The 12,647-nt window shown below is 55.9% G+C and carries 13 protein-coding genes and 1 pseudogene; 11 read left to right on the top strand and 3 right to left on the bottom strand.

Annotation, left to right across the window (positions count from 1 at the left end; genetic code table 11):
• The first annotated feature begins 377 nt into the window (after window positions 1–377).
• The 3 genes from D7325_RS12820 to D7325_RS12810 all read left to right on the top strand — a co-directional run bounded on the left by D7325_RS12820 (window position 378) and on the right by D7325_RS12810 (window position 3,604).
• Window positions 378–1,625 carry a ribonucleotide-diphosphate reductase subunit beta gene (locus D7325_RS12820; protein WP_120996196.1) on the top strand — a complete coding sequence of 416 codons (1,248 nt, stop codon included), beginning with the start codon at window positions 378–380 and terminating at the stop codon, window positions 1,623–1,625.
• Window positions 1,626–1,742: 117 nt separating this feature from the next.
• A complete protein-coding gene (locus D7325_RS12815; protein ID WP_120996194.1) occupies window positions 1,743–2,519 on the top strand; it encodes a response regulator in 777 nt (258 codons plus the stop codon).
• Window positions 2,516–3,604 carry a sensor histidine kinase gene (locus D7325_RS12810; protein ID WP_120996192.1) on the top strand — a complete coding sequence of 363 codons (1,089 nt, stop codon included), beginning with the start codon at window positions 2,516–2,518 and terminating at the stop codon, window positions 3,602–3,604. Before D7325_RS12815 ends, D7325_RS12810 begins: the two co-directional genes overlap by 4 nt.
• A gap of 637 nt (window positions 3,605–4,241) precedes the next feature.
• Here the strand turns inward: D7325_RS12810 and D7325_RS12805 are convergent.
• Together D7325_RS12805 and gcvA are read right to left on the bottom strand one after the other, a co-directional pair.
• On the bottom strand, window positions 4,242–5,474 hold the full coding sequence (locus D7325_RS12805; protein WP_120996190.1) for a PDDEXK-like family protein: 1,233 nt from the start codon (window positions 5,472–5,474) through the stop codon (window positions 4,242–4,244).
• 151 nt (window positions 5,475–5,625) lie between these two features.
• Complete coding sequence (gcvA, locus tag D7325_RS12800; RefSeq protein WP_120996188.1) at window positions 5,626–6,531, bottom strand: transcriptional regulator GcvA; 906 nt, start codon at window positions 6,529–6,531, stop codon at window positions 5,626–5,628.
• A gap of 117 nt (window positions 6,532–6,648) precedes the next feature.
• On the opposite strand from gcvA, the gene D7325_RS12795 reads away from it, so the two are divergent.
• The 8 genes and pseudogenes from D7325_RS12795 (at window position 6,649) to D7325_RS12770 (ending at window position 12,289) form a co-directional block, all read left to right on the top strand.
• Window positions 6,649–7,377: an FMN-dependent NADH-azoreductase gene (locus D7325_RS12795; protein ID WP_120996186.1), complete on the top strand. Its 729-nt coding sequence runs from the start codon at window positions 6,649–6,651 to the stop codon at window positions 7,375–7,377.
• A gap of 77 nt (window positions 7,378–7,454) precedes the next feature.
• Complete coding sequence (locus D7325_RS12790; protein ID WP_120996184.1) at window positions 7,455–8,714, top strand: hypothetical protein; 1,260 nt, start codon at window positions 7,455–7,457, stop codon at window positions 8,712–8,714.
• A complete protein-coding gene (locus D7325_RS19100) occupies window positions 8,714–9,121 on the top strand; it encodes a hypothetical protein (protein ID WP_162988047.1) in 408 nt (135 codons plus the stop codon). Before D7325_RS12790 ends, D7325_RS19100 begins: the two co-directional genes overlap by 1 nt.
• Before the next feature lie 430 nt (window positions 9,122–9,551).
• A complete protein-coding gene (locus D7325_RS12785) occupies window positions 9,552–9,941 on the top strand; it encodes a hypothetical protein (RefSeq protein ID WP_120996182.1) in 390 nt (129 codons plus the stop codon).
• Window positions 9,942–10,044: 103 nt separating this feature from the next.
• Entirely contained in the window at window positions 10,045–10,503 is a 459-nt protein-coding gene (locus tag D7325_RS19095) for an ABZJ_00895 family protein (protein WP_162988046.1), read from the top strand.
• A 266-nt stretch (window positions 10,504–10,769) separates the two neighbouring features.
• A pseudogene (locus D7325_RS12780) lies at window positions 10,770–11,162 on the top strand (NAD(P)H-dependent oxidoreductase); the annotation flags it as partial.
• Window positions 11,163–11,385: 223 nt separating this feature from the next.
• Complete coding sequence (locus D7325_RS12775; RefSeq protein ID WP_120996180.1) at window positions 11,386–11,778, top strand: MAPEG family protein; 393 nt, start codon at window positions 11,386–11,388, stop codon at window positions 11,776–11,778.
• Window positions 11,779–11,866: 88 nt separating this feature from the next.
• Window positions 11,867–12,289, top strand: a complete 423-nt coding sequence (locus D7325_RS12770) for a hypothetical protein (RefSeq protein WP_245962076.1) — start codon at window positions 11,867–11,869, stop codon at window positions 12,287–12,289.
• Between the two features lie 126 nt (window positions 12,290–12,415).
• On the opposite strand, the gene D7325_RS12765 is transcribed toward D7325_RS12770, so the two are convergent.
• Complete coding sequence (locus D7325_RS12765) at window positions 12,416–12,607, bottom strand: hypothetical protein (RefSeq protein WP_120996178.1); 192 nt, start codon at window positions 12,605–12,607, stop codon at window positions 12,416–12,418.
• Between the last annotated feature and the right edge of the window lie 40 nt (window positions 12,608–12,647).

Genomic DNA, 12,647 nt, shown 5'->3' with positions numbered 1-12,647 from the left:
TTGTTGCCGGCTGGATCGGCCCCCATCACGTACTTCAGTACGCTCAGGGGATCCTCACCAGCCGGCGCCTAGCAGCCACTCGCTCAGCTTCACGCTCACTCCGCAGTGGCCGTAAGGCCAAAGCACACAGAACCATCCCCTCTCCCCACGGAGAGGGCTAGGGTGAAGGCCTTTGTAGAAGCGAGGGGGAAACGCCGAGTTCTGGCTCGCAACGGCCCCAACCCACCCGAACACCATTGACTGAACCACGCCCCACCGCGCTAGGTTCGGCACAAGAAAAACACCAGCGGCGCTGGTGCCTGAACGTCGCCAACGCGTGCACCGCCGCACAACCCATATTCCGACCGGCACGCCCGGTCCCGCAGGAGGAACCCGCCATGCTGAGCTGGGAAGAATTCGACAAACCCGAAGACGACGTCGCCACCAAACCCGCCAACGCCGAAGCCACCCCAGACATGAGCCTGGAAAAGCTCGACAAGGTCGGTGACGCCGCCGCCCACGAAGCGCGCGCCGTCGCCGCCGGCGACTCCGATGCGGTCGCCCGCGCCAAGGCCGCCCTGAACGACCTCGACATCCAGGAAGGTCTCAACGAGCTGGAAGGCGAATCGGCCCGCGTGCGCGTCGACGAGAAGCGCATGATCAACGCCCGCGCCGACCTCAACCAACTCGTCCCCTTCAAGTACGAGTGGGCCTGGCAGAAGTATCTGGATGGTTGCGCCAACCACTGGATGCCGCAGGAAGTGAACATGAACGCCGACATTGCCCTGTGGAAGAGCAAGGACGGCCTCACCGAAGACGAGCGCCGCATCGTCAAGCGCAACCTCGGCTTCTTCTCCACCGCCGACAGCCTGGTCGCCAACAACCTCGTGCTGGCCACCTACCGCCTGATCACCAACCCCGAGTGCCGCCAGTACATCCTGCGCCAGGCCTTCGAAGAGGCGATCCACACCCACGCCTACCAGTACTGCATCGAATCGCTGGGCATGGATGAAGGCGAGATCTTCAACATGTACCACGAGATCCCGAGCGTCGCGAAAAAGGCCAGCTGGGGCCTCAAGTACACCCGCTCCATCTCCGACCCGACCTTCCAGACCGGCACCCCGGAGACCGACAAGCAGTTCCTGCGCAACCTCATCGCCTACTACTGCGTGCTCGAAGGCATCTTCTTCTACTGCGGCTTCACCCAGATCCTCTCCATGGGCCGCCGCAACAAGATGACCGGCACCGCCGAGCAGTTCCAATACATCCTGCGCGACGAATCCATGCACCTGAACTTCGGCATCGACATGATCAACCAGATCAAGATCGAAAACCCGCACCTGTGGGACGCCGACATGAAGGACGAAGCGACCCAGATGATCCTCCAGGGCACCCAGCTCGAAATCGAATACGCCCGCGACACCATGCCCCGCGGCGTCCTCGGCATGAACGCCGCGATGATGGAGGACTACCTCAAGTTCATCGCCAACCGCCGCCTGACGCAGATTGGCCTTAAAGAGGAATATCCGGGTACTACCAACCCGTTCCCGTGGATGAGTGAGATCATGGATTTGAAGAAGGAGAAGAACTTCTTTGAGACGCGGGTTATTGAGTATCAGACGGGTGGGGCGTTGAGTTGGGATTGATTCCTAGGTCTAGACCATTAGGACAGATTGGAAGGCGCTTTACCTGAAATGGAAGTTTGGGGCAGCGATTAAAGACCAGAGCCCCGCCTTGCGCGGGGCTTTTTTTGAGAAAAATTAATGAATCTTATAAAAGAGTTCTGGGCAGATCTTGGATGGTTGTCAAACCTCATCACTATTACGCTGGGAATCTTCACAATCATTGGCATATACAAAGCCGTCAAGACCTGGCTAAAAAACAAAAAAAATGAGATTACACCTCACGCAGACATGCAGTCCTTTGTAAGCTCAAAAAACAAACACCCTGCAGACTTAAAATCTAAACGAATAGCAATTGTTGACGACCAACCAGAAAATTACCCAACAGCATATTTGCAGCGATCCGGATTCAACATTACATGTATAACCAGTGTATCCCTAGCAAATTACAAGCACCTACTTGACTACGACCTGATAATTCTTGACGTGACAAACATAGTCGAAGAAGACATGAAAAGAGGCGGCCTCGAACTAATGAAAAGAATAAAAAATGACAACCCCAGAAAGCCTGTAATAGCAGCATCATCAAAATCATACGACCCAACTCTTACGGAATATTTCAAGCTATCTGACAAGCAAATACAGACACCGATTAAAGATCAAAAAATAGAAGAAGCCATCACTGAGACGCTTGAAAAAATCTACTCACCAAAGTCCAAGGCGAGAGAAATTGACGAACTACTGACAGGCAAAGGGCTAAGACAGGACCAGAAAGCCAAAGTCCTAAAATTTGGCTTTAAATACATAGACAAAAAAATAGGCGATATGGATCTAATTAAGTCCTGCACAACAGCCACACACGCTCTTGATGCACATAAATACAAAGAAATGCTAGACCAGCTAAGCGAATCCATATGAAAGAAATACTAAAAATAATCTTGGAAAGCGAGACATCATCACCAGAAGCACCAATATGGATGGATGGCAAAAAAATAAAAAGCAGAATGACAGATCACCCATACTGCTCAACGAGATGCGCAACCAAAGAATGCAGCTCATCCCAAAACGAGGGAGAGTCAGTGTGCGAACTCGGCCTTTCATACTACTCATACAAAGTTGACGAAAGCTGGCTAACAATTTATGGAGTTCTAGGAAGAAAAACCAATCACAGTGACAAATCACTAAAGAAATCCTCAAAAGGGAGAGGCTACAGCAAATATCTCGCAGATATTTGGATGGAAAAAATATCCAGAACAAACAAACTCATCAAAGAACAAGTTGAGATTTCAAGATCCGAAGTTCTACATTATTTTCACGACCCTGTAAAATGGGCGAACCAAATACATATAAGCGCAGAAAAGATAGTTGAGAAAGGCAAAGGACAGAGCTTCGGAGAGAAACTAGAGAATTCAACAAGCGAAACAAAGTCACTATTTCAAGCTGCCAACATGCTTGTTGATTCATTCAAGCTCACAGGAATATATTTCAACCCAGAAAGCGCCAGATATGGAGAAATACAGAACTGCGAAATATATAAACTATTCGATAAAGTTCAATCAATAATATTTCACGCAGAAGGAAAGAAATACAACAAAAGATTCAAAATGAAAGGAACCTCGTACCGAAAAATATCAATATACGAGTCCTTCCCAATAATACCCCTATGCTTAATTCAGAACGCATTAAAATATTCAAAGACAGCGGAAATTGAGATAAGCATAGAAGACACCAGCACAGGAACCGACGTATGCATAACATCGGAAGGCCCGCATCTGGCCGACAATGAGCTAATAGATATATTTAAAAAAGGTGTCCGCGGAAAATATGCAAACCGCCTCCACCACGACGGACTAGGAATTGGACTATATGTCGCACAAAAAATCGCAGAGGCCCACAACTTTAAAATAACTGCAAGCAGTACACATCAAGGCTATGAACGAGACGGGATGCCAATGGCAACTAATGAGTTTAAATTCTCCATACCCGCCATTGGGGTCAGGTAGCCTGTGCGAAAAAGGGACAGATTTATTTTTTGATCTGCGGGCTCGCCGCTCGGTAATTCCCGCCACGCTTTCCTTGGCCCCACCGACAGATTTCGCCTTTCGCGGCGAGTCACTTTCTCTTGTCTGGCCAAGAGAAAGTAACCAAAGAGAAGGCCACCCCGGCATCCGGGCCTGGCCTGCGGCCAGACTTCCCTCGTTCCGGTGCTGCTCCGGGGGCCGTCACGAAGGGACATACCTGTCCCTTCGCTCCTCGCTCGGCATCCATGCCTCGCGTCCCCCTACGCAACACCTCCACTCGGCCTCCTGACGGGGATCGGCGTCCGAGTCGCCCGCGAGTCCTTTGGTTATATGCTTCTTTTGCACGAGCCGGCAGGCGACACCACCCGCCCCTTTCAGGAGGGTGAGTGGAATCGCTGTGGAAGGGGTTGAGCGGCATGGATGCCGCGAGAGACGCGACGGGCCAGGAACGGCCCTTCGCGGCGTGCCCCTGGAATGGCGATGGAGCGAACGCACCCGGAGCGAAGCGCAGGGCCGCATGCAGGGGCAAGACCTTTTGGTTCCTTTTGGGGCGACTGCCAAAAGGAACCCGCCCAGCAGGGCGGAACCAATGCGCCAAGCAACTCGTCCATTTCTAGCTCTACAATTCACTCTCAAGCGAAGCCACCTGAATCCCACACTGAAGTGCTCGCTTACGAATGTAATGCAGAAACCGATACACGCCGTCCAGCTGCGTACGAAGAAGACTCCTAACGCCTCCCCCGTGGATCAAATTGGCATCCCTACATTCTTTGTCCCACAACGGCCTCTCGCACATAGCGCCCATATAGGCAAACTCACTGGCGAAAACTAGCGCGACCGGCTGTATGGGAGCGTCAAAGATGGCACCCACACGCTCCCAATCCTTGTCCTTGCCTTTCTTGGTTAGCCAGTTGTATAGGCTGTCTTCATCAAGCGTTTTGAACGGGCCGCGCTCCAAGAGCGCCACTTCACCGAACAGCGCCTTAAGGCCTTCAAACAACCTCGCCGCAATAAAGCGATCCAGAGCCGTCTGCGACTCGACCATAAATGCGTACATCTCACGCTGATCCATGTCCGGCAGGCTCATGGCGTAGCTATCAAGAGTCATGACTTTTCTCCAAGCCTTGGGTTTCTCCAACCGTTTTAAAACGAGGAGGTATTCGTCAAAAGCGTTTCGTATGCCGCCAGCCGGCGCCTTTTCAGCGCAGTTCTCAGCCCACCGAACCAGCGATGGGAAATACGGAACATGATGGAAAGGTATTTCTACGTTCAGGTCGTCCTGAATATCTGGAAGATCAGGATGAGGCTTGCAGCCAGCGAAACCCTTCCAGCGCAGTATATTTCCAATGAGTGCAAACCCCGCCAGGCTCTCGGACTTCTTGCTCGGATTGGTACGTTTGGCGCTCAGGTAAATCACCGCTATCCGTTTGGATACATCCGGCTCACCGCCAAATAACTTTCTCTGCACGCAACCGATATAGCGACTGATCTGGTAGCGCTGATCTGTTGCGTAGACCTTATTCTCGATGACAAGCGCGTGCTCACCGTCATGTACCAAGATGTCAATACTGTCCTTTTCTCTAATGATCGTGGCGCGATCGGGATCAATGAAGTTTCGGAGTCCGGCCGGTAACTCTTTTAGGAAAATTTTGAGAAATACATTGCCCTGATAATGCGCGCCCTTCGGATTAAGCATGGAGCAGAGGAAGCGTGAATGAAGCGTCACTTCGTTTGACGGCTTCAACATTGATGTAATCAGGCTGTAGTCATGCATCCCTTCTTTAATCTGCTGCTGCTTGTTGGCATTCAAACTCTGGTAATGCTTAAGGCAACGTTTCGCCAGCTCTTCCATGCCGCGTCCTTGTGGTCCGCTGTTAGTGAGCGCGCACTATAGGGCATGACGGAAACATTGCCATCATTTAGCCATCTATCAATTCGCGACACCGGTGCAGCCATCGCGAGGCCGACCGAAGCAGCTGCGATTGCTAGACGTTTTAGAGACATCACCCCACCACCTCACACAACCCACCCGGCACCTTCATCACCCACTCCCTAACCGCCCGAACCGTCGGGTCATCCCTGCGGCTCTCTGGGTACACAAGGTGAAACGGCTTGCCCTCCATCTCCGGCCCGAACGGTTGCACCAGCCGCCCGTCCCTCAGTTCGTCCTCGATCAACTGCCGACTCATCAATGCCACACCCTGCGCGCCGATGGCGGCGGAGATGGCGTGGGTCTCGTCGGAGAAGACCAGCCCGGCACTCACATCCAGCCCCGGCACGTTGGCGAGCTTCTGCCACGACGCCCAATGAATCGGCGCGGACAAGGCGGCTTGCGCACGGAAGTGGATCAACGGGTGTTTGGGCAGCTCGGCAACATCCCGCAAGCCGAGGTGCGGGCTGCAGACCGGGACAAAGGTATTGTCGAACAGCTTCTCCGCCACCAGCCCCGGCCAGCGGCCGTCGCCGTAGCGGATGGCGATATCCGCCGTGACGCCATCCAGCGCCACCGGTTCATGGGAGGTGTGAAAGCGCAGGTCGATATCCGGATGCGAATCGCGTAGCAGACAGACCCACGGCACCAGCCAGCGCACCGCGATGGCCGGTGTGGTGCTGAGGGTGATCGCCTGGCGGCAGGGCTTCGCGCTCAGGCGTTCGACCGTGGCGCTGATGCTGTCGAAGGCCGTTTCCAGTGTCTGTTGCAGCTCGCGCCCCTGGTCGGTCAGCTCCAGCTTGCGCGGTTTGCGCAGGAACAGCGCGACGCCGAGCGACTCCTCCAGCGAACGAATCTGGTGGCTGATCGCCGTGGCCGTGACAGACAGCTCCTCGGCAGCCTGCTTGGCGCTCTCGTGCCGGGCGGCGGCTTCGAAGGCGCGCAAGGCGGAAAGCGAGGGTAACCAACGGTGCGCCATGGCTGAGTTTTCCTCATCTGTATCTGGAAGAAATCGTCGTTTGTCGCCTGTAGGGCCTAACCCTAGGCTGACTCTGCCGCGAATGTCAGATGAATTCTTCTACAGAGGAGACTCGCCATGACGCACCTTCTGCACCTCGATGCCAGCGCCCGCCCCGGCCTCGCCGGCAAGGACGAGCACGGCTCCCACAGCCGTAACCTCAGCCAGCGCTTCGTCAGCCAATGGCTGGCCCGTCGCCCGCAGGATGGCGTGACCTACCGGGACATCGGCCAGAACCCGCCCTCCTTCGTCAGCCATGACTGGATCGCCTCGGCCTTCACGCCGGAGGAGCGCCGGGAGCCGTGGATGAAGGACGCGCTGGCCGAAAGCGACAGGCTGGTCGACGAACTGCTGGCCGCCGATGTGCTGGTCATCGGCACGCCGCTCTACAACTTCGGCATGCCGGCGGCGCTCAAGGCCTGGGTCGATCAGATCGTACGCCTGGGCCGAACGGTCGGCATCGATGAAACCAGGCACCCCGACCCCTACGTTCCCATGCTGGGCGATCGGCCTCGGCACGTCGTCATTCTCACCGCCAGGGGCGGCATCGGCTTCGGTCCCGGCGGAGAGATGGCGCACATGAACCATCTGGAGCCTAATCTGGTGACGGCGCTTAATTTCATTGGCATCACCCTCATCCATCAAATCGCAATCGAGGGTCAGGAAACGGGGGGCGAGGTGTTGGCGGCCTCGGTGGCCAACGCCCGGCGCCAGGTCGATACGTTGGTTGGTGAGCTTCAGGCAATGTTTGAGGCCAGCCCCGAGCATCTCGCGCCCCAACGCCTCCCTAGTGCTGCCTCGGCGTAAGCTTCGTGAACAAGCGCTAATCGGCAAAAGCCTTGAACAGATAGACTGCGGCCCGATTCAACAATAGGGAGATAGACATGGGGACGGACACCCTCAAAGACCCGGCCTACCCGTTTGATCAAGGCTGGAACCCGGACACCGGCTGGAAACCTGACAACGAAGGTAACCACGACTCCAGCTGGATGCCAGATCATGACTGGAGCCGTCAGGCGAAGCTGCCGAAGGCCAAGCGAGGTAACGGCGGCGCCTCCTTCGCAGCCTGGGAGCAAAAAGCCGAAGCCACTCCAGAGCTATCGGATTGGCCACCACCCGACATGCTCAAGCTCCCCGAGGCGCTGCCGCCGGGCTTCTACATCGTGCCGCGCAGCATGTCCGGCGAGCAGGTGCTTGCCACATTATTTGCGGATACGCCTCACAAACATCTGGTCAACCGCATCAAGGCGCTAAATCCAACCTTTACGAAAGGCTTCAAAGCCGGAGAAATGTTCCTCCTCGGCAACCTGATCAATCCAGCTGCTTGTTCACGCGAAGAAGCTGAGCTGATGGCTGCTGCCGCCGAGGTGCGCGCGGCTCTGGAGCCATTGAGCGAGAGCGAAGCCAATTTCATGGCCGACCATCAAGCCGAAATCGCTTTGATGGTGGGCGGCGCAAGCGGGTCGCTGGGGCTCGGCACCGACGTGCTTGGGAGCGGCTTGAAGCAAATCGAGAACACGCTGCGCGATATCGAATACCTTCATCAGCGCGAGTTCGCAGCGCATGGCCATCTACGCAGCCAGCAATTCTTCACGTCCCGCCAACAACTCTACCGCCAACTCGACAATCAGCTGCAGGCGACCCTCCTTGGCAAACAACTGGGACTAGGCAACTACCCAGCCTTGCGCCAGGATCTCGGCATATCCACCCGCAGCCTTGTACACCATTGGAGCAGGGGCGGTGCACCGGGCCAGATTCCCGGATACGCCACCCATATGGATGAGATAGCCAAGGCGGCCAAGTACCTCAAGAACGGCACCTACATAGGTATTGCCCTGGGCGGCACGGCCTCCGTCTTGAAAGTTCAAGAGGTGTGTCAGGCTGGCGAAACCCAGGCTTGTCAGAAGATTCGATTTACGGAGACGGGGAGTTTCGTCGGGGGGCTCGGAGGTGGGTCGGCTGGCATGGGTATAGGAATAGCCGCAGCTCCTTATGTGTGCGGCGCTATAGGTCTGGCCTCCGGCGGGCTTGGCGGCATCGTCTGTGGCTTGGTTGTAGTCGGTGGGGCTTCAACTGTAGGCGGGGCTGGAGGTGGATGGGCTGGCGAATTGGTCGGGGACAAAGTTTATGAAAGGATCCAGTGATGAATTTCAGTACTTGGTTTGAAACTTGGCCATTGGATTTGCAAATAGTATTTTTAATAGCACCTTTTGTGATAGGGCTTTCAGGACTGGCCGTTCAGGCATACGTCACGCATCGCTATTACGATCAAATAATCGCAGCTTTCCCCAACAGCCTAGGGGTCAAGAACTATCAGCGTCTTTGGGCTGGATTCGATTTTGTGTCAAGATTTATGCAGGTCGGAAGCACTGGGGGATTCCTACTTTGGCCAAAAATACATATTCGGCAAGGCACGCTTGATCCGGTTGAAGTTCGTAATTTCCCTCCAGATATAAAACGGCTAATGAGCGTCTCGCTCTGCCTTCTGTCTGTTGGCTTTGCTTGGCTGCTAATCGCAGTAGCTCTGCTCAAATTCGGTAGTATTGAGTGAAAGCTAAGGTACCCAGCCCACCATGCTAGCCCTACAGCAACCTCATCCATATGGACAAAATGGCCATGTCGGTGAAATACCATAAGCTGGCAGCTATATAGACTTTGCCTTTGGGCGGCACGGCCTCTGCAACGGCCTCTGCATTAAAAGTCCGGGAGGTTTGTCAGGCCGGCGAAACCCAGGCGTGTCAGAAGATTCAATTTACCGAGACGGGTAATTTTGCTGGGGCGCTCGGTGGTGGAGCGCTAGCTGTGGCGATTGCTAGTCCTGCGGCGGGATCGGTTTGCGTCGCCCTTGGAATTGCGACAGGCGGACTGGGCGGTGTTGCCTGCGGTCTGGTAGTGGTTGGCGGAGCTTCGGTTGCTGGTGGGGCCGGTGGTTCAGCAGGTGGCGAGTGGATGGGAGAATTCTTGTACGGGCAGACTAAGCCATGACTGAGTTTTGGAATTCTTGGTGGGCATTCGCTTTTATGCTGGCCCCTTTCGCGATTGGGTTCTCAGGCCTGCTCATGATTCTTGTAATGGCATACCAAAATCTCGACACGATACTCCATACGTTCCCAAATAGCGGATACGTGATTAGGCAGAGAATGCTTTGGGGTGACAGCGGCCTTCACTCCCGTTTTGTGTTAACCAGCAGTTTGGCAGCTATAGCATTGTTCCCCAAAGGTCACATAAACCGGGGAGACCTGTTGGAAAGCGAACTACGCAATCTGCCCCACTTCATTAAACACCGCATGGTAGTGGCCTGGTGGCTCTGCTTCGCCGGGATGGCTTGGCTGCTTCTCGCAGTCGGCCTGCTGAAGCTCACGACAGATTGAAGGACACCAGCGATCAACCCCCTCACGTTGACCGCTTTGCAATTGACTCACACACGTGAATGCAGCTTACCTGCTAATCAACGATGAAACACAAGGACGTTCCATGACATCTAAAAACGAGATATCGGTTATTAACTATGTAGGATTGTTTGCGTTGTTAAACGCAGCATTAATGCTATTTTTTAACGTGCTTGCATACGGCTTCGATATTGACCTCGGCTCCGGAGCAAACATAGCAATGCTTATGGGTGCATCCATTATTACCTCTAATCAATTTGTGACAATAAACCAAAGGGCGCCAGACAAGACAGAAAAATACAATTTGATATTAGGCTGCCTATTATCATCAGTTGCCATTTCTATCGCCGGCGTAGCCATATTGATTTCCGTTGTATTAGGTCCGCAAGGGATTACTGAAATAACCGGAATTTTTTCCGCGCTCTCAGCACCGACGTGGCTCATCATTATAAGCGCGGTGACTTCGGTCTATTATTTAATGCTAAATCTCTCATTTGGATGGCATGCGAATAAATTAGCCATGAAAATTCGGTCAAAAGCATAGCACCACATTGTATAGCCCCAGTCATTTTATAAACAAAGAGGAAACCAATTAGCCGGCGTAGCGCCAAGACTCAAAGCAACCCGCCCTGCTCTTGAGCGGCAGAGTTCCTCCAACGCCGAACCTGATGGGCTGCGCCCGGTCGCGTCCGTTTCCTCATTCGTGGGTGCGACCGACTCGTGCCAGTTACCCATATGATTTAAATGGTGCCTATCTACTAGCACTGTCCTGGCTGGTAACCGGCCCTGGAGCGGAGCATCTGCCAGTCGCTGTACAACTTCGGCATGCCGGCGGCGCTCAAGGCCTGGGTCGATCAGATCGTGCGCCTGGGCCGAACGGTCGGCATCGATGAAACCAGGCACCCCGACCCCTACGTTCCCATGCTGGGCGATCGGCCTCGGCACGTCGTCATTCTCACTGCCAGGGGCGGCATCGGCTTCGGCTCCGGCGGCGACATGGCGCACATGAACCACCTGGAGCCTAATCTGGTGACGGCGCTTAATTTCATCGGCATCACCCGCATTCATCAAATCGCAATCGAGGGTCAGGAAACGGGTGGCGAGGTGTTGGCGGCCTCGGTGAAACAGGCGCAGCGAGAAGTCGACGAACTGGTCGCCGAGCTCCAGGAAACATTGACGGACACGCCTATCGCCATGGCCTGACGAAGGCAGCGCAGAGGCCATGCCCCGGCGGAACGGCCAACCTACGATCGATGGGTACGGTGAAGCACTACCCATCGGCACCTTCGCCGGGGCAGAAAACCGATCCTCGACCTAGAATCACGGTCGCGCCACGGCGGGGGCGCCTGCACACCGTTCCGTACCACGAAGCGGCAGCGTCGCGCGTCGCGGGCGCAAGCCCATCACTTGAAAAGGTCTGAACAAGATGACGATTGCCGAAGGCTGCATCCTGGTTGCCTGCCTGCTTCCCATCGCTTGCGCATGGATCGCCAAGGCCCGGGGCTTCGGCAAGCCGCGTGGAGAGGGCGGCTTCGATAACCATAATCCGCGTCAGTGGCTGGCGAGCCTGGAGGGCTGGCAGGCCCGAGCGAACGCCGCGCAGATGAATGGCTTCGAGATACTCCCGATCTTCATCGCCGGCGTGCTGCTGAACGAGCGCTCGCAAGAATCGCAGGCCCTGATCGATGGCCTCGCTCTCGCCTTCATCGCTACGCGGATCGGGTACATCGGTGCCTACCTGGCGGACTGGGCCAATGCGAGGTCGGTGCTCTGGCTGCTCGGCGCCGCCTGCTGTATCGCGATGTTCTTCGTGGGGTAGATCGTCGATCGGCCGGTGGGCCGCCGGCCCAGCTTTGCGCAGTCAGGCGGCTGAAGCACGATCCCCTCACGCTGAACGCCAACGAACAATGGAACCGGACAATGCCGCCTCATCCTGCCCTGACGATCACCGCCCAGCCCGCACGCCGGCCCGGCAGCGGCAGGCCAACATGAACCGGTCGCCAATCCGCCCGTTCTTGATCGCAACCGTGGCGACCTTCGCGGTGTGGGCGCTGTCACCGTGGCTGACGGGGCACGTCGAGCCCTGGGATGCGGACGGCTGGTATTACGCCGTCGCGCTGGTTTTGTCGGGGGTTCTATCCGGTCTCTTGGCCCCGAAGCCCCTCTGGGCGCTGTACCTGGGCGGGATGGCGGGGCAGGTCCTGTATCTGCTTCTACTCCGGCCCATCGACCCGCTGCTGGGCGTCGGGCTGCTGTTCGTGTCGCTGTGGTCGCTGGTATTCGTCACAGGCGGCTTCATCGGCGGGCGCCTGCGGCGCTGGTCTCGGTAGGACGATGGTGCGATTCAAGCGGTACAAGACTTCGCCGCCTTGCACGGCTCGTCTCGGCAACTGCGGTGCGGCGCCGGACACCGCCGGCCATTAAAAGTGGCCCCGCGCTTGCGGGGCCGAATGACGTCACTCGGTGGGAATGTTGGGATCGTCCTCGAACATATCCACGTCCTCATCGGTCAGGCCGCCTTCATCCGGCTTGCCCGCGGCACCCGAAGAGCGGTCCACGCCCGGATCGCTTCGCGAAGGCGCTTCGCGCTCCTGCTGGTTGACTTCCTGGTGCTGCCCAGTCAGGTCGTTTTCTGATTCGTTTGCCATCGTTCACCTCACAGTCAGGCCGCCAGTGGCCCTTCCTGTT

The sequence above is a fragment of the Stutzerimonas urumqiensis genome (assembly GCF_003640395.1).
GTDB classification, from domain to species: domain Bacteria; phylum Pseudomonadota; class Gammaproteobacteria; order Pseudomonadales; family Pseudomonadaceae; genus Stutzerimonas; species Stutzerimonas urumqiensis.
This window is presented reverse-complemented; position numbering and strand designations above follow the sequence as displayed.